At 72.9% G+C, this 20902-nt stretch carries 23 protein-coding genes; 16 read left to right on the top strand and 7 right to left on the bottom strand.

The window, feature by feature from the left end:
* Window positions 1-2: 2 nt before the first annotated feature.
* On the bottom strand, window positions 3-509 hold the full coding sequence (locus ISP_RS17740; protein ID WP_013225144.1) for an SET domain-containing protein: 507 nt from the start codon (window positions 507-509) through the stop codon (window positions 3-5).
* 204 nt (window positions 510-713) lie between these two features.
* Between ISP_RS17740 and ISP_RS17735 the strand changes: the two genes are divergently transcribed.
* Entirely contained in the window at window positions 714-1646 is a 933-nt protein-coding gene (locus ISP_RS17735; protein ID WP_013225143.1) for a sensor histidine kinase, read from the top strand.
* Here ISP_RS17735 and ISP_RS17730 read toward each other — a convergent pair.
* Window positions 1618-2154 carry a phosphatase PAP2 family protein gene (locus ISP_RS17730; RefSeq protein WP_014466939.1) on the bottom strand — a complete coding sequence of 179 codons (537 nt, stop codon included), beginning with the start codon at window positions 2152-2154 and terminating at the stop codon, window positions 1618-1620. The genes ISP_RS17735 and ISP_RS17730 overlap by 29 nt on opposite strands.
* A gap of 100 nt (window positions 2155-2254) precedes the next feature.
* Between ISP_RS17730 and ISP_RS17725 the strand changes: the two genes are divergently transcribed.
* Genes ISP_RS17725 through ISP_RS17710 form a run of 4 tightly spaced genes read left to right on the top strand, consistent with a single transcriptional unit; the run spans window position 2255 to window position 4605 of the window.
* Window positions 2255-2677, top strand: coding sequence for a hypothetical protein (locus ISP_RS17725; protein ID WP_230468809.1), 423 nt, complete (start codon window positions 2255-2257; stop codon window positions 2675-2677).
* Entirely contained in the window at window positions 2674-3906 is a 1233-nt protein-coding gene (locus ISP_RS17720; RefSeq protein ID WP_013225140.1) for an NRAMP family divalent metal transporter, read from the top strand. Before ISP_RS17725 ends, ISP_RS17720 begins: the two co-directional genes overlap by 4 nt.
* Entirely contained in the window at window positions 3903-4292 is a 390-nt protein-coding gene (locus ISP_RS17715; protein WP_013225139.1) for a PRC-barrel domain-containing protein, read from the top strand. Before ISP_RS17720 ends, ISP_RS17715 begins: the two co-directional genes overlap by 4 nt.
* Window positions 4279-4605, top strand: a complete 327-nt coding sequence (locus tag ISP_RS17710; protein ID WP_013225138.1) for a hypothetical protein — start codon at window positions 4279-4281, stop codon at window positions 4603-4605. Before ISP_RS17715 ends, ISP_RS17710 begins: the two co-directional genes overlap by 14 nt.
* A gap of 68 nt (window positions 4606-4673) precedes the next feature.
* Here the strand turns inward: ISP_RS17710 and ISP_RS17705 are convergent, their stop codons facing one another.
* Window positions 4674-5369 (bottom strand): TetR/AcrR family transcriptional regulator, encoded by a 696-nt coding sequence (locus tag ISP_RS17705; protein ID WP_230468808.1) that lies wholly within the window; start codon window positions 5367-5369, stop codon window positions 4674-4676.
* A gap of 114 nt (window positions 5370-5483) precedes the next feature.
* On the opposite strand from ISP_RS17705, the gene ISP_RS17700 reads away from it, so the two are divergent.
* On the top strand, window positions 5484-6419 hold the full coding sequence (locus tag ISP_RS17700) for an NAD-dependent epimerase/dehydratase family protein (protein ID WP_013225136.1): 936 nt from the start codon (window positions 5484-5486) through the stop codon (window positions 6417-6419).
* Window positions 6420-6434: 15 nt separating this feature from the next.
* On the opposite strand, the gene ISP_RS17695 is transcribed toward ISP_RS17700, so the two are convergent.
* Together ISP_RS17695 and ISP_RS17690 are read right to left on the bottom strand one after the other, a co-directional pair.
* Window positions 6435-6860 carry an STAS domain-containing protein gene (locus ISP_RS17695; RefSeq protein WP_013225135.1) on the bottom strand — a complete coding sequence of 142 codons (426 nt, stop codon included), beginning with the start codon at window positions 6858-6860 and terminating at the stop codon, window positions 6435-6437.
* Between the two features lie 259 nt (window positions 6861-7119).
* A complete protein-coding gene (locus ISP_RS17690; RefSeq protein ID WP_013225134.1) occupies window positions 7120-8721 on the bottom strand; it encodes a sialidase family protein in 1602 nt (533 codons plus the stop codon).
* Window positions 8722-9031: 310 nt separating this feature from the next.
* Here ISP_RS17690 and ISP_RS17685 point away from each other — a divergent pair, with 310 nt between their 5' ends.
* The 9 genes from ISP_RS17685 (at window position 9032) to ISP_RS17645 (ending at window position 18917) form a co-directional block, all read left to right on the top strand.
* The gene (locus ISP_RS17685; protein WP_013225133.1) at window positions 9032-10504 is read left to right on the top strand and encodes an aldehyde dehydrogenase family protein; all 1473 of its coding nucleotides are present in this window, start codon (window positions 9032-9034) and stop codon (window positions 10502-10504) included.
* 16 nt (window positions 10505-10520) lie between these two features.
* Window positions 10521-11624 (top strand): NAD(P)-dependent alcohol dehydrogenase, encoded by a 1104-nt coding sequence (locus ISP_RS17680; protein WP_013225132.1) that lies wholly within the window; start codon window positions 10521-10523, stop codon window positions 11622-11624.
* An 11-nt stretch (window positions 11625-11635) separates the two neighbouring features.
* Window positions 11636-13171, top strand: coding sequence for an acyl-CoA synthetase (locus ISP_RS17675; protein ID WP_013225131.1), 1536 nt, complete (start codon window positions 11636-11638; stop codon window positions 13169-13171).
* Window positions 13168-13944, top strand: coding sequence for a crotonase/enoyl-CoA hydratase family protein (locus ISP_RS17670; RefSeq protein ID WP_013225130.1), 777 nt, complete (start codon window positions 13168-13170; stop codon window positions 13942-13944). The genes ISP_RS17675 and ISP_RS17670 overlap by 4 nt, the downstream gene beginning before the upstream one ends.
* Window positions 13941-15935, top strand: coding sequence for an acetoacetate--CoA ligase (locus ISP_RS17665; RefSeq protein WP_013225129.1), 1995 nt, complete (start codon window positions 13941-13943; stop codon window positions 15933-15935). The genes ISP_RS17670 and ISP_RS17665 overlap by 4 nt, the downstream gene beginning before the upstream one ends.
* The gene (locus ISP_RS17660) at window positions 15932-16918 is read left to right on the top strand and encodes a 3-hydroxyacyl-CoA dehydrogenase NAD-binding domain-containing protein (RefSeq protein WP_013225128.1); all 987 of its coding nucleotides are present in this window, start codon (window positions 15932-15934) and stop codon (window positions 16916-16918) included. Before ISP_RS17665 ends, ISP_RS17660 begins: the two co-directional genes overlap by 4 nt.
* Before the next feature lie 14 nt (window positions 16919-16932).
* Window positions 16933-17799 carry a 4-hydroxyphenyl-beta-ketoacyl-CoA hydrolase gene (couO, locus tag ISP_RS17655; protein WP_013225127.1) on the top strand — a complete coding sequence of 289 codons (867 nt, stop codon included), beginning with the start codon at window positions 16933-16935 and terminating at the stop codon, window positions 17797-17799.
* A gap of 74 nt (window positions 17800-17873) precedes the next feature.
* Window positions 17874-18104 (top strand): DUF2188 domain-containing protein, encoded by a 231-nt coding sequence (locus ISP_RS17650; RefSeq protein ID WP_013225126.1) that lies wholly within the window; start codon window positions 17874-17876, stop codon window positions 18102-18104.
* A gap of 81 nt (window positions 18105-18185) precedes the next feature.
* The gene (locus tag ISP_RS17645; protein WP_013225125.1) at window positions 18186-18917 is read left to right on the top strand and encodes a hypothetical protein; all 732 of its coding nucleotides are present in this window, start codon (window positions 18186-18188) and stop codon (window positions 18915-18917) included.
* 268 nt (window positions 18918-19185) lie between these two features.
* On the opposite strand, the gene ISP_RS17640 is transcribed toward ISP_RS17645, so the two are convergent.
* Both ISP_RS17640 and ISP_RS17635 read right to left on the bottom strand, forming a co-directional pair.
* Window positions 19186-19911 (bottom strand): ATP-binding protein, encoded by a 726-nt coding sequence (locus ISP_RS17640; RefSeq protein WP_013225124.1) that lies wholly within the window; start codon window positions 19909-19911, stop codon window positions 19186-19188.
* 217 nt (window positions 19912-20128) lie between these two features.
* On the bottom strand, window positions 20129-20287 hold the full coding sequence (locus ISP_RS17635; RefSeq protein ID WP_014466937.1) for a hypothetical protein: 159 nt from the start codon (window positions 20285-20287) through the stop codon (window positions 20129-20131).
* A 141-nt stretch (window positions 20288-20428) separates the two neighbouring features.
* On the opposite strand from ISP_RS17635, the gene ISP_RS17630 reads away from it, so the two are divergent.
* Window positions 20429-20884: a DUF4383 domain-containing protein gene (locus ISP_RS17630; protein ID WP_013225123.1), complete on the top strand. Its 456-nt coding sequence runs from the start codon at window positions 20429-20431 to the stop codon at window positions 20882-20884.
* Window positions 20885-20902: the final 18 nt, after the last annotated feature.

Genomic DNA, 20902 nt, shown 5'->3' with positions numbered 1-20902 from the left:
CCTCACGCCCCGACGGGTTCGGCGGTGCGGCCGTCGAGCACGGCCAGCAGGTACGGCGAGAGCAGCGGGCGCAGGTCCTCGCGCCGCTGGGCGCTCAGGTACCGGAAGCCCTGGATGACGCCGTCGCAGCGCCGGCCGCCGCACTCGCACGGGAACGGCTCGGCCATGTCGTACTCGGTGCTGGCGTAGTGGAAGGTGATCTCCGACCAGGCGGGGATCGCACGCAGGCTGAGCACCGAGCGGCCGCGGATCACCGCGGCCGGTTCGCAGGCGTGGTTCATGAACCGCCAGTAGTAGCGGTCCAGCACCTCTTCCAGCGGGCAGCCGGCGGGCAGGTCGACGTGCCGTCGTTCGTCGAGCTGGACGGTGTAGCGCGTCGGCGTCGCCGTGAGCTCGCCGTCGAGGGTGAACAGCAGGGCCCCTGCGGGCACGGCCTGATTGGTGACCAGCCGGTATTCGCCGTCACTGCGGACGACGGCCGCGCGCCGCGCCTCGATGATGTCGGTCATCCGTGACCTCCCGGGAGTGGATCGTCTGCCCGGGTCACGCGGGCCGGGCCCGGAGAGTTCACGCTCACCGGCACAGCGCTCTCAGTGTCCTCTCAACGACGGGCTGCTACCGGTTTTCGCCGTAGCGCCCAGTGACCGGGGGCCGCCCCATACGGGGATGGGTTCGCGCATACTGGTGACGTCCCCGGTGGAAGGAGAGGCGGCTTGAGCGCAACCGCGGAGACGGGCACCGGCGCGTTCGGCCACCCCGCGTTGTTCTACCGGGGTGCCGCCGAATACCTGGCGGGCACCGTGCCGTTCGTCCGGGGCGCCCTCGCCGCCGACGAGCCGGTGGCGGTCGCGGTTCCCGGCGACAACCTCGAGCTGCTGCGGCGGGAACTCGGCGCGGACGCCGCCCGGGTGCGGCTGCTGGACATGACCGAGGCCGGGCGCAACCCCGGGCGGATCATCCCCGGCGTGCTGCGCGCCTTCGCCGACAGCCACCCCGGCCGGCCGGTGCGGATCATCGGCGAGCCGATCTGGGCGGCGCGCTCGGCCGTCGAGTACCCGGCGTGCGCCCAGCACGAAGCCCTCATCAACCTCGCCTTCACCGGCCGGGACGCGACCATCCTGTGCCCCTACGACGCCGACGCGCTCGCTCCGGACGTCCTCGCCGACGCCGAAGTCACGCACCCGGTCCTGATCGACGGCACCGGGCAGCGCACCAGCCCCGCCTACGCCCCGGACGACTTGATCGCCCGGTACAACGAGCCCCTGCCCGTGCCGGCCGGGGCTTTCGAACTGGCGGACACCACCGACCTCGCGGCGGCCCGCGCGCTGGCCCACGTGCGCGCGGCCGCCTGCGGGCTGGACGACGGACAGGTCGCCGACGTCGCGGTGGTCGTCACCGAGCTGCTGTCCAACAGCGTCGAACACGGCAGCGGGGCCGGCACCGTCCGGTTCTGGGGCAGCGACGGCGAGTTCGTCTGCGAGGTCCACGACCGCGGCCGGCTCACCGATCCCCTCGCCGGCCGCCACCCCGCGACCCCGTACCAGCCGCGCGGCCGCGGGCTGCTGCTCGTCAACCACCTGGCCGACCTCGTCCGCCTGCACACCGGCGACGACGGCACTACCGTCCGGGCGTACTTCCGCGCCTGAACCGGCGGTGCACGAGGCCACCAGCGACAGCGCCGATCGCGACGCCGCCGTACACGTCGGTCGGCCAGTGCGCCCGCGTCCGGAGCCTGCTGTAGCAGACCGCGGCCGCCAGCGGCGCGATCGCGGCGCCGGTCGCGGGCGCGGTGAGCGCGACGGCGACGGTGAACGCGGCCGCCGTCGTCGCGTGCGTCGACGGGAACGCCGACGACTTCGGCTGTTCGAGCAGCGCGCGGCGGGCCGGGAGGTTCTGCGCCGCCGGCCGCGGCCGGCGCACCACGGCCTTCACGCCGTGCCCGAACGCCATCCCGGCCGCGGCCGCCACGAGACCGTGGCCCGCGGCCCGGCGCCGGGGCCCCGGCCGCCACGCCAGCACCCCGGCCACCAGGACCCAGATCAGGCCGCCCTGCGCCGCCGCGCCGAGCACCGTGACCGGCCACGCCGGTCGAGTGGCCGGAAGGTCGTTTTCGTCCGGTCCGCCCCCGGCCCGCAAGGACATTTCGCTCGGCATGGACCCCAATTTCCCGCACCGGCGCCGGATCAATCCCCCCGTCTGTCCACGGTGGAGCGGTCCGGGGTTTGCCCGCACCGCGACCGGGTACACCCGGTTCGTGATTGCGCTGCAGCGAACCCGGCTCTGCGCAGTGGCCGCCGCGGTGGCGGTCGCGGCCCTGTCGGCCTGCGGCGCCGATCCCCGGGCCGAGACGGTGCACGCCGGGCGGGAAATCCGGGGCCAGCTCGAACTCCTGCGGCTCGTGGTGACCGCCGACCGCGACGAGGTGCCGCCCGTGCCGAGCCTGTCGGTCACCGTCCGCGACGCGGCCGACGAACTCGGCGCCGCCGGCCAGGACGTCGGCAAGCTGACCGACGACCGCGCCCGCGCGGCACTGGCGTCGATCACCGACCGCGGGGTCGCGGTGGCCCACCGGCTCGACGACGGTCTCGGCGACGGTACCGACCGGGGCCTGGACGAGATCGACGCCGAACTGCAGGGCCTCATCGGCGAACTCGCCCGCTGGGGCGTGACCTCGTGAGCAAGAGGTTCCTCGCCCTCACCCTCGGCATCCTCACCGCGGTCGGCGGCTTCGTCGACATCGGCGACCTCGTCGAAAGCGGCGTCGTCGGCGCCCGCTACGGGATGGCGATGGTCTGGGTGACCGTCCTCGGCGTGCTCGGGATCTGCGTCTACGCCGACATGTCCGGGCGGATCGTGGCGGTGTCCGGGCGGCCCGTGTTCGACCTGATCCGCGAACGCCTCGGCCCGCGGATGGCCCTGCTCAACCTCGCCGGCTCGTTCCTCATCACGCTGCTGACGGTGTGCGCGGAGATCGGCGGCGTCGCGATCGTCATCGAGCTGGCTTCCGGTGTCGACCGGCTCGTGTGGGTGCTGCCGATCGGCGTGCTCGTCTGGCTGGTGGTCTGGCGGGTCGGCTTCGAGCGGATGGAGACCGGGTTCGGCCTCGGCGGGCTCGCGATCGGGGTGTTCGCCGTCGCGGTGTTCTTCCTGCACCCCGACTGGGCGTCGCTCGGCGCGCAGGCCGCCGGGCTCGCCCCGCCACCCGACCAGGCGCTGCCGACCTACGCCTACCACGCGGTGGCCCTGTTCGCCTCGGCGATGACGCCGTACGAGGTGTTCTTCTTCTCCTCCGGCGGCGTCGAGGAGGGCTGGACGGTCAAGGACCTGCCGGTGCAGCGCGCCAACGTGCTGCTCGGCTTCCCTCTGGGAGGCTTGCTCGCCCTCGCCGTGATGGCGTGCTCGGCGGTCGTGCTGTTCCCGGCCGGGGTCGACGTCGGCCAGGTCAGCCAGATCGTCCTGCCGGTGACGCTCGCGCTGGGAACGGCGGGCCTGGTGATCGTGCTGATCGGCATCTTCGCCGCCACCTTCGGCGCGGCGCTGGAGACCGGGCTGTCGTCGGGCTACATGCTGGCGCAGTACTTCGGCTGGGACTGGGGCAAGCGCCGCGCACCGCGCGACGCCGCCCGGTTCCACCTGACCGTCGGCGCCGGCCTGCTGCTCGCGGTGCTGGTGGTGCAGACCGGCCTCGATCCGGTCGGCCTGACCGAGATCTCGCTGATCTTCTCGGCGGTGGCGCTGCCGCTGACCTACCTGCCGGTGCTCATCGTCGCCAACGACCGCGAGTACCTCGGCAAGCACGCCAACGGCCCCTTCAGCAACACCGTCGGCGCCGTCATGCTCGTCGTCATCGCCGTCGCGGCGCTGGTGGCGATTCCCCTGATGATCTTCACCGGAGCAGGCCAATGAATCCGTGGACCGATCTGGGCCTCGTCGACCTGGGCGACACCCTGCTCGACCGGCAGATCGTCGGCGAAGACGGCACGGTGGTCGGGAAGGTCGACGATCTCGAACTGCGCGCCGAAAACGGGACGTACGTCGTCGACGCGCTGCTGGTCGGCCCGGAGGCGCTCGCCGACCGCCTCGGCGGCCCGATCGGCACGCTCCTGCACCACATCGGCCACGGGTTCCGCGCCCAAGCGCCGCAACGCATCCCGCTGAACGCCATCCGCCGCATCGAGCCGACGATCGTCGTGACGACGGCCGTCGCCCGGGCGACCGACAGCCCGTCGGAGGACTGGCTGCGCCGCCGCGTCATCGGCCGGATCCCGGGAGCGGGCCGTGCGAGCCGGTGACCTGATCGGCCGCCCGGTCCGCGACACCGCGGGCCGTGACCTCGGCGCGATCCGCGAGATCCGGACCGAGGTGACGCCGGGCGCCGACGGGCTGCCGCAACTGGTGGTGCGCGGGGTGATCGTGGGTCGCACGCGAGTCCGGTTGTTCGGCTACCAGCGCCACGACCAGCGGGGGCCCAAGCCGCTGGTGGCGTTGATCCGCCGGCTGCACCGGCATACCCGGTACGTGGCCTGGGAGGACGTGGACCTGTCGGACCGGGTGGTACGCGTGCGGCGGCCGTTCGGCGAGCTGGCCCCGCTCGAGCGGCCCTGAGCGCGGCTCGGTGACATCCGGGGCCATGCCCCGGGCCGGGGGCTCGCCACCCGGACCCCCGCAAGATGTCAGGGCAGGCCGGCGAGTTCGGCCAGCAGGGCCATGTGGTGCTCGAAGTAGTCGGCGCGCGCGGAGATCATGTCGTCCAGCCGGTGGAAGACCTCGAAGCCGACCTGGCCGAACAGGTGCGTCCACGCGAGCAGCACCCGGTCCAGGCGCTCCTCCGGCAGGTCCCCGGGCTGTTCGTCGATCAGCCGTCGCAGGTCGGCTCGGACGGCCTCGGGCAGCGGCCGGGGTGCGCCCATCTCCCCCGGGGCGTCGCCGACGACGGCGGCGAGCAGGAGGATCACCTTCGACGCCGGCGCCACGGTTTCCGGCGGGGCGGCGTAGCCAGGCACCGGGCTTCCGTACAGCAGGCCGTATTCGGCCGGGTGCGCGAGCGCCCAGGCCCGGACCGCGCGGCACACGGCCAGCCACCGGCCGCGCGGATCGTCGCGCGGGACCGCCGCTTCGGCCGCTTCCGCTGCCGCGCCCAGCCCCTCGTACGCGTCGATGATCAACGCGGTCAGCAGGGCGTCGCGGCTCGGGAAGTACCGGTACAGCGCCGAAGCGACGATGTCCATGTCCCTTGCCACGGCACGCAGGGACAGGTTCGCCCCCTCCTCGGCGAGACGGCGCCGGGCGGCGTCCTTGATTTCCTGGTGCATCTCCGAGCGGAGCCGGGCGCGCAACGACGAGGCGGACACCACCCCAGTCTCGCACATCCGAGAACACCCGAACCTGACGAGAACAGTGTTCTTGACCGCGCTCGCCGCCGCCTAGTACGGTGTTCTCATTCGAGAACACTGTTCTCGTCCCGGGTGAAAGAGGCGGTCTCCATGTCCCTGCACGTCATCGTCGGAGCCGGCCCGGTCGGCTCGGCCACGGCTCGTCTGCTCGCTTCCCGCGGCGAAGAGGTCCACCTGCTCAGCCGCGGTGGCGGGGGCCCGGCGATCGAAGGCGTCCGGCTGATCGCCACCGATGCCACCGACGCCGCCGCCCTCGCGCGGCACGCCGAAGGCGCGGTCGCGCTGTACAGCTGCGGAGGACCCGCCTACCACCGCTGGGCCACCGACTGGCCCCCGCTCGGCGCGGCGCTCCTGCGGGCCGCCGAAGTGAGCGGAGTCCCGCTCGTCACGACCGGCAACCTCTACGCCTACGGCGCCGTCGACGGCCCGATCACCGAGCAGCTGCCGATGCGGCCCAACTCGGTGAAGGGCGAGGTGCGGGCGAAGCTGTGGGCGGACGCGCTGGCCGCGCACGAAGCCGGCCGCCTCCGCACGGCCGAGGTGCGCGGGTCCGACTACCTCGGTGCGGGCGCGCTTTCGTCGTTCACCGCTTTGGTGCTGCCGAAGGTGCTCGCCGGCAAGCGTGCTTCGGCGCCGGCCGACCTGGACGCCCCGCACAGCTGGACCCACGTCGGCGACGTCGCCCGCACGCTGGTCGCGGTCGCGGCCGACGAGCGGGCCTGGGGCCGGCCGTGGCACGTGCCGACGGCGCCGGCGGTGTCCGTGCGCCGGCTGGCCGGGCGCGCCGCGGAACTGGCGGGCGCACCGGCGGCCCGCGTCGCGGTGATGCCCGGCTTCGTCCTGCGCCTCGGCGGGCTCTTCAACCCGCTCGCGCGGGAGATGGTGGAGGTGACCTACCAGCTGCGGCGGCCGTTCGTCCTCGACTCTTCGGCCGCGACGGCGGCGTTCGGCATCGAGCCGACGCCGACCGACGACGCCCTGCGGGAGACCATCGACGGGCTGCGTGAACTCGCCGCGGCCCGGTGAAGAGAGCCTGGCCCGTCAGCTCTGGCTGGGGATCTCCGTGGCGCGTTCCCACCCGGACGGCAGCCGGCTGACGTTCAGCGCGTGGTCGAGCCCGCTGGCCGACAACGCCCGGCGCACCACGCGGTTGTCGCCCGTGACGACGCGCAGGGTGGCGTTTTCGCGGGCCGCCCACGCCTGGATGCCGCCGAGGGCCGCGAGGCCCGCGCCGTCGAGGAAGTCGACCTCGGACAGGTCGAGCACCAGGACCGGGAACCGGCGATGGGCCCAGGTGCTCAGCGCCGAACGCACCTGGGGGGCGCTGTCCGCGTCGAGCGCGCCGCGGATGCGGACCATGACCGCGCCGAAGTACGGGCGGATGACCTGGATGTCGAACGCAGTGCGCTGTTCGCGCTTCGACGGCGCTACGGGGATCGCCGTCGCTGGGGGCTGGACGACTAACATTCCACGCCTCATTCGCAGATGACGTGACAAGCGGGTCGTTCTCGACCGACCCGCTCGGTCGCTGGCAAGTTCGGGGGACGGATGCTGCTGAACCGCTCTTCGCAGCGTAGTCCTTGATCCGAACGGCGCAACCCCGCCAACGGCCGAACCCCCTACCTCCGCACGCGACCCGCACGCGCGCCCGTCAAACCACCCATCCGGGTGAACGATGATCGGGGAACAGTGACGAGTCACTGTTACCCGATCACCACCGGCTCACCTACCCGGCGTGGTTGGCGAAGATGTCCGATGCCCCGCTGAGGGCCACCGGCCGCGCGACGCCGAAGTACGCCGTCAGTGCCGGACCCGTTGCGGCGAGCCCGGAGTAGTCGCCGAGGAAGTAGCCGCCGGCGTCCGGTGCGGTGGTGTAGTCGAACGACGTCGCGGTCAGCTTCGTCTGCCCGTTGACGGCCCAGTTCGCCGGGTTGCCGCAGTCGCTCGTGGCGGCGTGGCAGTGGGCGAGGAACGCGTCGGTGAGCCCCGGCTGCGCCGGCGTCGCGTTCTGCAGGTCGTAGTAGCTCAGGCCGATCGTGCCGTCGGCGGTCACCTTGATCTGCGGCACGAACGCGGGCGTGTCCCCCGGCGACTGGTCGACGCGGATCGTGCCACCCCACGTCAGCCCGCCGTCGGCCGACTGCGCGAAGGCGATCTTGGCCGCGCCGGTCGCGCTGAACCGGGCGTCCTGCCAGACCGCGTACACGAAGCCGTTGACCGGGTTGACGGCGAACTCGGGCAGCTCGTCGCTGGAGCGGACCGGGTGGCCGGCGATCGTCACCGAAGCCACCTGCTGGGTGTCGATGCCGGTGGCTCCGGACCACGTCGTCCCGCCGTCGGTGGACCGGATGACGGCCGCGGTCGAGGTCGACGAGCCGTGGCAGTGCGCACCGCCGTGGGTGACCGGGCAGGCGCCGCCCTTGTTGGTGATCAGGTCGAAGCCGTCGATCAGCACGCCGCGCCCCGGGCCGGTCGTCGGCACCACGATCTGGTTGCCGATCGTCTGGTCGTTCTGCCCCGGGTCGAAGATGATCCGGCCGGCGCTCCAGGTCTGCCCCCGGTCGGTGGTCCGGGAGAAGTAGCTCGGGCCGCGATAGGTGAACGCGTGCGTGTACGCGCTGGGGTTGGCGTGGCTCTGCGGCGAGACCAGCTGGTCCCACACCGCGTAGGCGCGGTCGGCGAGCAGCGGGTCCGCGGTCACCGTCTCCTTGTCGTTGAGCACCTGCGTCGAAGTGTCCAGGCGCGCGGTGACCGGGGTTTCCCAGTGGTCACCGCCGTCGAGCGAGCGGCTGATCAGGATCGCGCTCGCCCCGCCGAACGCCGGGCCGTCGGCGTTGAAGGAGTCCGCGATCGAGTACACGACCCGGCCGTCGGCGGAGAAGCTGACCCAGGGGTCGGTGGTGCGCTGGAAGTACCCGGGCGAGCCGGCCGCTGCGCCGGCGCAGATGCTGAACCGCGGCTGGGCGGCGGCCGGTGTCCAGGTCGCCCCGCCGTCACGGGAGACGACGTTGGTCAGGCCGTTCGACCCGCCGTCGTTCCAGCGGTCCTGCTGGGCCGAGCCGACGAGGTGGCGCGGGTCGGCCGGGTCGGCGGCGACGTACGGCTCGACCTCGGAGGCCGGGTAGTTGACGCTGCCGCGCGCCTGCTGCTGAGCGACGAGCGGGGCACACGCCGCCCCGCCGCCCAGCGGGTGGTCGGGCACCGCGACCGGCACCCCGGCGGCGAAGGTGGTGGCGACGGCGACACCGGCGCCGGCCAGCAGGGCGGCCACCGCGGCGCCGGGCGGCAGGGCCCGGCGGGCGAACCGCCGGGAGTTCTTCGGGTTCACGGGTGACCTCTTTTCCGACACGCCCCGCGGGCCGGACGGAACGGACACGACCCTGCACCGGGCACGCTGGAGTCGCCGTTTCCCGCACGGTCGTTACGGATCCCGGTCGCCTCGGGTGAACTATCCGGTGCCCCGCTGAAAAAGTCGTCCGTCCACACGGGACTCGGTTAACGGAGGGCCAAAAAGATTCAGCCGGAAATCCCGCCCAGGCCGGCCCGGGACGAGGCCCCTTGACACGGACGGCCCGCCGCCGCATCCTGGTGCATCTCAGGGTTCCTGATATACCGGTCGCTCAGTGAGGAGTCGGACGATGACCGCAGTGGAGGAGAGGCCGGGCACCCGGCCCCGCCCGGACGTCGAACCGGGCCGGCTGTTCATCGGCGGCCGGTGGACCGAGACCGAGGCCCGCTTCGACGCCGTGGACCCGGCCACCGGCCGGACTCTCACCTCCCTCGCCCGCGGGACGGCCGCCGACGTGACCGCCGCGGTGGCCGCGGCCCGCGAGGCGGCCGGAGGCTGGGCCGCGACGCCGGCCCGGCAGCGGGCCCGCGTGCTGCACCGGGTCGCGGACCTGGTGCGGGCCCGCGCCGACGAGATCGCCGCCCTGGAGAGCGCCGACGTCGGCAAGCCGATCTCGCTGTGCCGGGCCGTCGACGTCGAGACCGTCGCCGAGCAGTACGAGTACTACTCGGCCCTGGCGCAGGGCCTGGACGGCGCGGCGCGGCAGATCCCGATCCCCGCGCACGCCTACACGCGCCGCGAACCGCTCGGCGTGGTCGCCGCGATCACCCCGTTCAACTTCCCGCTGATCCTGTCCACCTCGAAGATCGCGCCCGCGCTGGCCGCCGGCAACACCGTGGTGCACAAGCCGGCCGAAGACACCTCCCTCAGCGCGCTGCTGATGGCCGGGCTGCTCGCCGAGGCCGGCGTGCCCGACGGCGTGCTCAACGTGGTCACCGGCTTCGGCTCGGAGATCGGGGACGCCCTGCTGAGCCACCCCGGGGTGGACAAGATCGCGTTCACCGGCTCCACCGCCGTCGGCCGGCACGCGGCGGCCGTGGCCGGGCAGCACCTCAAGCCGGTCACCCTGGAACTCGGCGGCAACGCCGCGCACCTCGTGTTCGAAGACGCCGACGTCGAGCTGGCGGTCGCCGCGGTGATCAAGGCGTTCGTGTTCAACACCGGCCAGTTCTGCATGGGCGGGCCCCGGCTGCTCGTCGCCGACGCGCTGTACGACACGATCCTGGGCGCGCTGGCCGAAGCCGTGCCGCACGTGCCGGTCGGCGACCCGTTCGACCCCGGGACGGTGGTCGGCCCGATGGCGGGCGAGCGGCACCGGGCGAAGGTGGAGCAGTACGTCGAGCAGGCCCGCGCCGACGGCGGCCGGATCGTCACCGGTGGCGGCCGGCCGGACATCGAGGGCGGGTTCTTCTTCGAGCCCACCGTGATCGCGGACCTGCCGGCCGGCTCCCGGGTGATCCATGAGGAGATCTTCGGTCCCGTGCTGACCGTGCAGCGCTTCACCTCCGAAGACGAAGCGGTCGCGCTGGCCAACGGCACGCCCTACGGCCTCGCGGCCGGGCTGCAGACGACGAACCTGGCCCGCGCGCACCGCGTCGCCGCGCGGCTGCAGGCCGGGATCGTCTGGGTCAACGACTGGGCGATGCTCGACCCCGCGATCCCCTTCGGCGGGGTCAAGGACTCCGGCTTCGGCCGCGAGTACGGCCCCGAATCCCTCGACGCGTACACGCGCACGAAGTCCGTCGTCATCTCCCTCGCCTGAGCCCAGGAGCATCCCCATGACCACCACCACCGCGGCCGTCGTGGAGTCCGCCGGCGCCGGCTTCGCCCTCGGCGAAGTGGCCCTCGACGAGCTCCGACCGGACGAAGTCCGGGTCCGGATCGTCGCCACCGGTGTCTGCCACACCGATCTCGGCGTCGCGGCCGGCGCGCTGCCGTTCCCGCTGCCGGGCGTGCTCGGCCACGAAGGCGCCGGGATCGTCGAGGAGGTCGGCGCCGCCGTCACGCGCGTGCAGGCCGGCGACCGGGTCCTGCTCAGCTACACCTCCTGCGGCGGCTGCGCGAACTGCCGCGACGGCCACCCCGCCTACTGCGAAACCTGGCTGCCGGCCAACCTGCTCGGCGGGCAGCGCCCGGACGGCACGACCCCGATCTCCCGCGACGGCACCCCGCTCGGCGGGCACTTCTTCGGCCAGTCCAGCTTCGCCGGGCACGCCGTCGCCGACGAACGCAGCGTCGTCAAGGTCGCCGCCGACGCGCCGCTGGACCTGCTGGCCCCGCTCGGCTGCGGCATCATGACCGGCGCCGGCGCGGTGTGGAACGTCCTCGCCCCGCGCCCGGGCGCCACGCTGCTGGTCACCGGGGCCGGCGCGGTCGGCCTGTCGGCGGTCATGGCCGCCCACCTGACGCCGGCGAGCCGGATCATCGCCGTCGACCGGGTGCCCCACCGGCTCGCGCTGGCCCGCGAACTCGGCGCCACCGACACGATCGACACCGGCGGCGAGGACCTCGCCGAGGCGGTCGGGAAACTGACCGGCGGCCGCGGGGTCGACGGCGTCGTCGAGACCACCGGCAACGCCGGCGTCCTGGAGACGGCGATCGGTGCGCTGGCCGCGCGCGGCACCGCGGTCGTCGTCGGCGCGCCCGCGTTCGGCACGACGGTGCCGGTGGACGTCAACTTCCTGCTCCCCGGGCGGCACGTCGTCGGCCTCACCATGGGCGACGCGGAGACCCAGACCCTGGTGCCGACCCTGGCCGAACTGGTCGCCGCCGGCCGGTTCCCGATCGAAAAGCTGGTCACGCACTACGAGTTCGGGCAGATTCAACAGGCAGTGGACGACATGCTCGCCGGTACGACGATCAAACCGGTGCTCCGCTGGTGAAGGAGGCTGCAGTGAACCTGCCCGATTTCGGCCTGGGCAGCTGGCCCGCGCGGCGGGCCCGGATCAACCCGGACCGGACCGCGCTGGTCCAGGCGAACCGGAGCCTGACCTACGCCGGGCTCGCCGAACGCGTCGAACGCCTCGGCGGCGCGCTGGCCCGGCGAGGCGTGCGCCCGGGCGACCGCGTGGCCTACCTCGGCGTCAACGACATCACCGTGTTCGAGACGCTGTTCGCCACCGCCCGCCGCGGCGCGCTCTTCGTCCCGCTCAACTACCGGCTCTCCCCCACGGAGATCCGGTACATGCTCGACGACAGCGGCGCTTCGGTCCTGGTGCACAGCGCGGACACCGCCGACCTGGTGGCGGCGGCCGGTGGGCTGCCGGACGGCGTCCTCATCGCGACGGACCCGGCCGACGGGGGCTTCGAGGCGGCGATCGCCGAGGCCGGGGCGCCTCCGGACACCGCGGTGCGCCTGGAAGACCCGTGCCTCCTGCTCTACACCTCCGGCACCACCGGACGGCCGAAGGCGGCGATCCTCACCCACGGCAACCTCACCTGGAACACCGTCAACCAGCTCGCACACCTCGACGTCCTGGGCACCGACAAAGCGCTGTGCATCGCGCCGCTGTTCCACTGCGTCGGGCTGGGCCAGATCACGCTGCCGACGCTGTTCAAGGGCGGCAGCGTGGAACCGGTGGCGAAGTTCGATCCGGGCACCATCCTCGCCCGGATCGGCGAAGCCGGGATCACCAGTTTCTCCGCGGTCCCCACGATGCTGGAAATGATGTGCCGCCACGAGGACTGGGACCGCACCGACCTGAGCTCGCTGACCTGCGTGCTCTACGGCGGCTCGCCGGTGGCCGAGCGCGTCGCCCGCGCGTGGCTGGACCGCGGGGTGAAGCTCCTGCAGGGCTACGGCATGACCGAGGCGGCGCCGGGCGTCTCGATGGCCACCCACGAGGGCACGCTCGATCACCCGGTCGCCGCCGGGGTGCCGCACTTCTTCACCGACGTGGCCGCGCTCGGCCCCGACCTCACGCCGCAGCCGCTCGGCGGAACACCGGCCGAACTGCTCGTGCGCGGCCCGCACGTCTTCGGCGGCTACTGGAACCGGCCCGAGGAGTCGAAGGCGAGCTTCGTCGAGGGCGATTGGTTCCGCACCGGTGACGTCGTCCGCGTCGACGACGACGGCTGGGCCCACGTCGTCGACCGGGTCAAGGACCTGATCATCTCCGGCGGGGAAAACGTGTACCCGGCCGAGATCGAAGCGGTCGCCGTGCGGCTCGACGCGGTCGACGCCTGCGCCGTGGTCGGCGTGCCCGACGAGCGCTGGGGCGAGGCGGGCGCGGCCTTCGTCGTGGTCCGGCCCGGTGCCGAGCTGGACGAACCGCAGTTCCGCGCGCACCTCGAACGGCACCTGGCGCGCTACAAGGTCCCGAAACACGTGCAGTTCACCGACACCCTGCCCCGCAACGCCACCGGCAAGATCCGCCGCGTCGAACTGCGCACCCTGGCCGCCGAAACCTTCACGAACGGACCCGCATGACCAGCCCCCTCCTGCCCCCTTCGCTGCGCCTGGAGCTGCGGGACGACATCGCCGTGCTGAGGCTGGCCCGTCCCGAGAAGCGCAACGCCCTCGACGACGCGACCGTGCTCGGCCTCGAGTCGTTCTTCGGCGCCCCGCCGCCGGGGATCAAGGCCGTCGTGCTCGACGCCGTCGGCGACCACTTCTCCGCCGGGCTGGACCTTTCCGAGCTCACCGAGCGCGACGCGTTCGAGGGCCTGGAGCACTCGATGATGTGGCACCGCGCCTTCGAGCGGCTCGAACGCGGGCGGGTCCCGGTGGTCGCCGTGCTCAAGGGCGCGGTCGTCGGCGGTGGCCTGGAACTCGCGGCCGCCGCGCACATCCGCGTCGCCGAACCCTCGGCGTTCTACGCCCTGCCGGAGGGCCAGCGCGGGCTGTTCGTCGGCGGCGGCGCGTCGGTGCGGGTGCCGCGGTTGATCGGCGCGCACCGGATGGCCGACATGATGCTCACCGGCCGCGTGCTCGACGCCGACGAGGGCCACGCCGCCGGATTGTCGCACTACCGCGTCGAAAACGGCCTCGAGCACGCGCTCGGCCTGGCCCGCAAGATCGCCGACAACTCGCCGATCACCAACTTCGCCGTCCTGCAGGCCCTTCCGCGCATCGCCGAGGCCAACCCGGCCGAGGGGTACCTGATGGAGGCGCTGATGGCCGCCGTCGCCAGCGGCAGCGCCGAAGCGAAGGAAAAGATGCAGGCGTTCCTCGAAAAGCGCGCCGGGAAGGTCGGCCGATGATCCTGCGCCCGGTCGCGCCCGACGTCCGCGAAACCACCGAGATCGGCCGGTACCTGCGGTGGCTGGAAGCCCGCGGGCACTTCTTCGACGACTACGCGGCCCTGCACCGGTGGTCGGTGACCGACCTCGACGGCTTCTGGTCCTCGATCAAGGACTTCTTCGGCGTCCGCTTCGCCACCCCGGCCACCGCGGTGGTGCCCGACCGGACCATGCCCGGCACGGACTGGTTCCCGGGCGCGACCCTCAACTACGCCGAACACGCCCTCGGCCACGGTCCCGGCGACGCGGCCGCGATCATCGCCTACTCCCAGACGCGGGACCGCACCGAGCTGACCTGGGCGCAGCTGCGCGACCAGGTCGCGCGCGCCCGCGCGGGACTGGCCCGGCTCGGGGTCGGGCGCGGCGACCGCGTCGTCGCGTACCTGCCGAACATCCCGGAAGCCGTGGTCGCCTACCTGGCGGTCGCGAGCCTGGGCGCCATCTGGGCCTCCTGCGCCCCCGAGTTCGGCGCCCGGTCGGTGGTCGACCGGTTCGGCCAGATCGAACCGCGGGTGCTGCTGACGGTGTCCGGCTACCGCTACGGTGCCAAGGACGTCGACCGCCGCGCCGAGGTCGCCGAAATCCGTGCCGGCCTGCCCACCGCCGAGCACGTCGTGCACGTCCCCTACGGCGAGCACGACCTGCCCGGCACGCTCGCCTGGGCCGACCTGCTCACCGAAAGCAGTGACATCCGGGCCTTCGGCCCGAGCCGGGGGCTCCGCCACCCGGAGCCCCCGAAAGCGTGCGAGTCGGGATTCGAGCCGGTCGGCTTCGCGCACCCGCTGTGCGTGCTGTTCTCCTCCGGCACCACGGGCAAGCCGAAGGCGATCGTGCACGGCCACGGCGGCATCCTGCTGGAGCACCTCAAGAACCACGGCCTCAGCTGGGACCTGCGCCCGGGCGACCGGATCCTGTGGTTCTCCACCACCGCCTGGATGATGTGGAACGCGCTGGTGTCGGGACTGCTCACCGGCGCGTCGATCGTGCTGGTCGACGGCAACCCGCTGCACCCGGACCTGGCCTGGCAGTGGCGGCTGGCCCACGAAACACGGGCGACGCTGATGGGCGCGAGCCCGGGATTCCTGATGGCGTGCCGGAAAGCGGGGCTCGACCCGGCCGCCGAGTACGACCTGTCCGCGCTGCGGCAGCTCGGCGCGGCGGGCAGCCCGCTGCCCGCCGAAGGCTTCCACTGGGTGCACGAGCGGTTCCCGGGCGTTCTGCTCAACGTCGGCAGCGGCGGCACCGACGTGTGCAGCGGCATCGTCCAGGGCGGCCCGCTGCAGCCGGTCCGGGCGGGCGAGATCTCCGGTCCCTGCCTCGGCGTCGATGCGAAGGCGTTCGACGAGCACGGCGCCGAAGTCGTCGGGGAACTGGGCGAGCTGGTGATCACCGCCCCGATGCCGTCGATGCCGGTGGGGTTCTGGGGCGACGGCTCGGGGGCGCGCTACCGGGAGACGTACTTCTCGACCTATCCCGGCGTCTGGCGGCACGGCGACTGGATCCGGTTCACCCCCGAGGGCGGCTGCGTCATCGCCGGCCGCTCGGACGCCACCCTCAACCGCGGCGGGGTCCGGCTGGGCACCGCCGAGTTCTATGCCGTCGTCGAGGAACTCCCGGAGATCGAGGACTCCCTCGTCGTGCACCTCGAAGACCCCGCGGGCGGCAACGGCGACCTCCGGCTGTTCGTGGCGCTGCGGTCCGGCGCCGAACTCGACGACACCCTGCGTCGCAAGATCGCCTCGGCGTTGCGGACCGCGCTCTCGCCGCGGCACGTGCCGGACGCGATCACCGCCGTGCCGTCGATCCCCCGCAACCGCACCGGGAAGAAACTGGAGCTGCCGGTGAAGAAACTGCTCCGCGGCGCCCGGCCGGACGACGTCGCCGCGCGTGACGTCCTGGCCGATCCCGCGTCACTGGACCCGTTCGTCGCGCTCGCCGGAGGGCCGGCATGACCGTCCGGATCACCTCGTCCCCCGCCGGCCGCGCGGCGAAGCCCGGCCGGATCACCACCATCGCGGTCGTCGGGACCGGCGTGATCGGGGCCGGCTGGGCCGCGCACTTCCTCGCCCGCGGCTTCGACGTCGTCGCCACCGATCCGGCGCCCGGCGCCGAGGAGCGGCTGCGGGCCGACGTCGCCGCCCACTGGCCCACCTTGATCCGGCTGGGCCTCGCAGAAAGCGCGTCGCAGGATCGGCTGAGCTTCGCCACCGACGCCGGCGCCGCGGTGGCGGAGGCGGATTTCGTGCAGGAGAACGGGCCCGAACGCGAAGACGTCAAGCACGCCCTGTTCGCCGTGCTCGACGAGGCCGCGCGGCCGGACGTGATCCTGGCGAGCAGCTCGTCCGGGCTGCTGCCGAGCGTCATCGCGCGGGGGTGCCCGAAGCACCCCGAGCGCGTGGTCGTCGGGCACCCGTTCAACCCGCCGCACGTGATCCCGCTCGTGGAAGTCGTGCCGGGCGCCGAAACCACGCCGGAGGTCGTCGACCGCGCGGTCGAGTTCTACACCGCGGCCGGCAAGCGGCCGATCCGGCTGACGCGGGAGGTGCCCGGCCACGTCGCGAACCGGCTGCAGGCCGCGCTGTGGCAGGAGGCGTACTCCCTCGTCGAACGCGGGGTCGCGACGGTCGCCGACATCGACGCCGCCATCTCCCACGGGCCCGGCCTGCGCTGGGCCGTGCTCGGCCCGTTCGCCAACCAGCACCTCTCCGGCGGCGCGGGCGGGCTCGCGCACGTCCTGCGCCACCTCGGCCCGCCCACCGAACAGTGGTGGCGCGACCTCGGCCGCGTCCACCTGACGCCGGAACTCGCCGAGTCCCTCGTCGCCGGCGTCGACGCCGAACTGGCCGGCACCGACCACGACCGGCTCGTCGCCGCCCGCGACGCCGTCCTCGACCGCCTGCTGGCCGCCAAGGCCGCACAGCCCGACCTGCCCTGACCCTGGAGCTCTTCGTGGATCTTTCCTCCCTGACCGCCATCGACGTCCACACCCACGTCGAGCAAGACGGCCACGGCTGCTTCGCCCTCGACCAGGAACTGCTGGACGCGTCGGAGAAGTACTTCCGCGCCGGCCAGGACCGGACGCCGACGGTGACCGCGATCGCCGAGCACTACCGGGCGCGGAACATGGCCGCCGTCGTCTTCACGGTCGAGGCGCCGGCCGCGACCGGGCACCCCGCGCTGTCGAGCGAGGAGATCGCCGACGCCGCCGCCGAGCACGCGGACGTGCTCATCCCGTTCGGTTCCGTCGACCCGCACGCCGGCAAGGCCGCCGTGCTCCGCGCGCGCCGGCTCGTCACCGAGCACGGGGTGCGCGGGTTCAAGTTCCACCCGAGCCTGCAGGCGTTCGAGCCGAACGACGTCCGGTACTACCCGCTCTACGAGGCGATCGCCGAGCTGGGCGTCCCGGCCCTGTTCCACACCGGGCAGACCGGCATCGGCGCCGGCCTGCCGGGCGGGCACGGCATCAAGCTGCGCTATTCGAACCCGATGCTGCTCGACGACGTCGCCGCCGATTTCCCGGACCTGACGATCATCCTGGCCCACCCGTCGGTTCCGTGGCAGGACGAAGCGATCTCGGTCGCGACGCACAAGGCGAACGTGTACATCGATCTGTCGGGCTGGTCGCCGAAGTACTTCCCGCCCCAGCTGGTGCGCGCGGCCAACACCCTGCTGAAGCGGAAGGTCCTGTTCGGGTCCGATTTCCCGGTGATCACCCCGGACCGCTGGCTCGCCGACTTCGCCGAGCTGGAGATCAAGGACGAGGTGCGGCCGCTGATCCTCAAGGACAACGCCATCCAGGTACTCCGGCTGGCTTGAACACCGCACAACGTTTGTCCGCTACGTCCCCGGGCATCCGCAGCCTTCCAAGACTCACGATGGGAGGCGGCGTCGTGGCGGAGGGTGACGTGCACACCTACTACGAAGACGGACTGTGGAAGAACCGCGTCGAAGGCGGCCGCCGGGCGTCCAACACCTCTCCCCGCCGGGTCGACGCCGTGCTGGCGGGGCGGCAGATCGCGCGCAAGCGCCGGGTCGGACACTTCGTCCACACGCCCGAGGGCGAGGTCGAAACCGAACGCGACTTCCGGCCCCGCGTCCCCCGCACCGACCACGGCCGATGACGGCGGATGTAACGGAACACCCGTTCGGACGATAGCCCGTTCGTGTCCGGGGACGCCCCGGCCTTCATGAACGGATCACCCATGCCTCGCCTTCGCCTGGCCGCGCTCCTCACGGCCGGTTCCCTCGCCCTCGCCGGCTGCTCCGGCACCCCGAGCACGCCGGCCCCGGCCGCGGCCGGCTCCACCACGCCGGCGTCGTCCACGGCTCCGGCGACCCCGGCGCTCGACGCCGCCAAGGTGGGCGCCGCGATCAACGACGCCGCCAAGCAGGCCACGGCCGTGCACGTCAAGGGCACGATGACCCAGGAGGGCAGCGCCCTCAACCTGGACCTGCAGCTCAACCCGGACAGCGCGAGCGGCACGGTGGTGAAGGACGGCCTCGAGATCCCCGTCCTGCGGATCGGCGACAAGTACTACTTCAAGTTCAGCGACTCGCTGGTGAAGCAGGCCGGCGTCCCGGCCTCGGCGGCCAAGCAGCTCACCGGCAAGTGGGTGTCGTCGAAGGCCAAGATCGGCGAAGGCATCGCGGACGCGTTCAAGATGTTCCTCGACTACAAGTCGTTCACCGAGGGCACGCTGGGCGAGATGCAGAAGTCGACCTTCAAGCCGGGCGAGCCGACGACGCTCGCGGGCGCACCGGCGCTGACCTTCACGAGCCCGGACGGCACGGCCACGGTGGCGGCGACCGAGCCCCACTACCTGCTGCGCATGGCGGACCCGAAGCAGGGCGCGATGGAGTTCAGCGACTGGAACAAGCCGGCCACGGTCTCCGAGCCCCCGGCAGCCGAGATCTACTCCGGCCCGGGTTCCTGACGGCTCCCGGCACTCGACGGCCGCCGCCGGGCATCGAACACCCTGGTGGCGGCCGTTCGGCCCGGTGAACCGGGCCACACTTCCCGCTTCCTTCAGCGGTAAGGGCCGAGCTGCACCTCCCTGCGCGGCAAGGGCCGAGCCGGGCGCCACAGCTGCGGCAAGGGGCCGAGCCGGGCGGAACGGCCGCGACCAGCGCCGAACCGAACCCGCTTCCGCGGCCAGGGCCAAGCCGGGCAGGCGCGACAGCTGCGGCCGAGTCCTCAGCGGCTCACCGGCGCGCCAGCAAAGCCCACACCGTCTTCCCGCCCGAGCGGGACCGGCTGCTCCCCCACCGCTTCGCGACTTTGGTCACCATCCGCAGCCCCAGCCCCGCCCGGGCCAGGTCGAGGCCCTCGCGCAGCACCGCCGGGCGCCCGCTCTCGTCGGAGACCGCCACGGACAAGGTCCCGCGGCGCAGCTCCAGCCGCAGCCGGGGCGCCGAATCCGTGTGGCGGAGCGTGTTCTCGACCAGCTCGGTCGCGATCAGCTCGGCGTCCTCGGCCAGCTCCGGCACCATCCACTCGGCGCAGATCCCGCGGACGAACCCGCGGGCCCGCGCCGACGTGCGCGGCGAACGGTCGAGCAGGCGCCCCACCTGTCGCCGGGCCGGGCGGGTCAGCGCCGCCTCCGCCGTGGCGGTGTCCGCGTACACCGGCACGCCGGTCGCCGCGAGCGCCGCGCGCTGTTCCGGACGCCCGGTCACCAACGCGAACGGGACGGCCGGCCACTCACCCACGCGCAGGGCGACCAGGGTGAACACGCGGATCAGCGCCCGGTCGCGCAGTTCGAGGCGCTCGACGTCGATCAGCACACCGTCCTCGGAATCCGCCCCGAATTCCAGCAACCGGTCACGCAGCTCCGGATAGGTCGTCCGATCCAGCACGCCGACGACCGAGGCCTTGGCCAGTGCGCCGTGCCGCGGCACCAGCCACACCGAATTGTGCCTGGCCAGCACCGGTGACCACCTCCTTCACGACGTTCACCCGATCGGATATCCGTTCGCGAACCCGTCAAACACGGCGATTCGCCGGTCGATGCGGCCGATCGGGGGAAATCCGCGAAGCCGAAACCGAAAAGCCCGCAAACTCGTCGGCGGCGCATTCCGTGAAAGACACCGCGACCGAAGAAATCGGCCCCGGCGAAATGCTCGCCACCGCCTCGCGGCCCCGACCTCACGCCGAGGGCATGCCCCCGCGGTCGGCGTCCTCTTCGTCGCTGTCGCCGGCGCGGGGCTCCTGGTCGCGGAACGTCGGCTCGGTGTGCTCGCCGGCGATGTCGGCGTCGGCTTCCATGCTCTCGGCGGTCACCGGGTCGATTTCGGGAGTGCTCATTCGCTTCCTCCGATCGGGCGAAACCCGGGCATACCCGGCGGACCGCCGGGCGAAACGCGTTTGCCGGCCGCGGCGCCGGGCATGTCGCCCGGCGGGTCCCCCGGCCGAGGGGCCCGCTCACCGAATCGGGAGGAAACGACCATGGCATCGATGGAAACCGAGGTCCGGCGAACCCCGCGCCAGCTCCTCGCCGCGATCGTGGGAGTGGTTTTCCTGCTGGTCGGCGTGCTGGGGTTCATTCCCGGCGTGACGACCCACTACGACATGCTCACCTGGGCCGGGCACCATTCCGGCGCCCTGCTCCTGGGCGTCTTCGCCGTTTCGATCCTGCACAACATCGTGCACCTCGCCTTCGGCGTCGCCGGGCTCGCCCTGGCGAGGACGGCGAGCGGCGCCCGGGCCTTCCTCGTCGGCGGCGGGGTGATCTACCTGGTCCTGTGGCTCTACGGCCTGGTGATCGACCAGGGCAGCGCGGCCAACTTCGTCCCGGTCAACACCGCCGACAACTGGCTGCACTTCGGCCTGGGCGTCGGGATGATCGCACTCGGCCTGATCCCGCTCGGCGCCACGCGCAGTCCTGTCGCCGACTCGCGGTGACGGGTGCCGGGCCGGGCG

The sequence above is a fragment of the Amycolatopsis mediterranei genome, assembly GCF_026017845.1.
GTDB lineage: Bacteria > Actinomycetota > Actinomycetes > Mycobacteriales > Pseudonocardiaceae > Amycolatopsis > Amycolatopsis mediterranei.
Note: the sequence above shows the minus strand (reverse complement) of the source record. Positions and strands in the feature narration are given on the sequence as shown.

What these genes read in the sequence shown, in the direction of transcription:
- ISP_RS17740 (WP_013225144.1), bottom strand. Translation starts at nt 509, where the DNA reads ATGACCGACATCATCGAGGCGCGGCGCGCGGCCGTCGTCCGCAGTGAC.
- ISP_RS17730 (WP_014466939.1), bottom strand. Translation starts at nt 2,154, where the DNA reads ATGCCGAGCGAAATGTCCTTGCGGGCCGGGGGCGGACCGGACGAAAAC.
- ISP_RS17715 (WP_013225139.1), top strand. Translation starts at nt 3,903, where the DNA reads ATGAATCCGTGGACCGATCTGGGCCTCGTCGACCTGGGCGACACCCTG.
- ISP_RS17705 (WP_230468808.1), bottom strand. Translation starts at nt 5,369, where the DNA reads ATGTGCGAGACTGGGGTGGTGTCCGCCTCGTCGTTGCGCGCCCGGCTC.
- ISP_RS17700 (WP_013225136.1), top strand. Translation starts at nt 5,484, where the DNA reads ATGTCCCTGCACGTCATCGTCGGAGCCGGCCCGGTCGGCTCGGCCACG.
- ISP_RS17695 (WP_013225135.1), bottom strand. Translation starts at nt 6,860, where the DNA reads ATGTTAGTCGTCCAGCCCCCAGCGACGGCGATCCCCGTAGCGCCGTCG.
- ISP_RS17685 (WP_013225133.1), top strand. Translation starts at nt 9,032, where the DNA reads ATGACCGCAGTGGAGGAGAGGCCGGGCACCCGGCCCCGCCCGGACGTC.
- ISP_RS17680 (WP_013225132.1), top strand. Translation starts at nt 10,521, where the DNA reads ATGACCACCACCACCGCGGCCGTCGTGGAGTCCGCCGGCGCCGGCTTC.
- ISP_RS17670 (WP_013225130.1), top strand. Translation starts at nt 13,168, where the DNA reads ATGACCAGCCCCCTCCTGCCCCCTTCGCTGCGCCTGGAGCTGCGGGAC.
- ISP_RS17665 (WP_013225129.1), top strand. Translation starts at nt 13,941, where the DNA reads ATGATCCTGCGCCCGGTCGCGCCCGACGTCCGCGAAACCACCGAGATC.
- ISP_RS17660 (WP_013225128.1), top strand. Translation starts at nt 15,932, where the DNA reads ATGACCGTCCGGATCACCTCGTCCCCCGCCGGCCGCGCGGCGAAGCCC.
- ISP_RS17645 (WP_013225125.1), top strand. Translation starts at nt 18,186, where the DNA reads ATGCCTCGCCTTCGCCTGGCCGCGCTCCTCACGGCCGGTTCCCTCGCC.
- ISP_RS17635 (WP_014466937.1), bottom strand. Translation starts at nt 20,287, where the DNA reads ATGAGCACTCCCGAAATCGACCCGGTGACCGCCGAGAGCATGGAAGCC.
- ISP_RS17630 (WP_013225123.1), top strand. Translation starts at nt 20,429, where the DNA reads ATGGCATCGATGGAAACCGAGGTCCGGCGAACCCCGCGCCAGCTCCTC.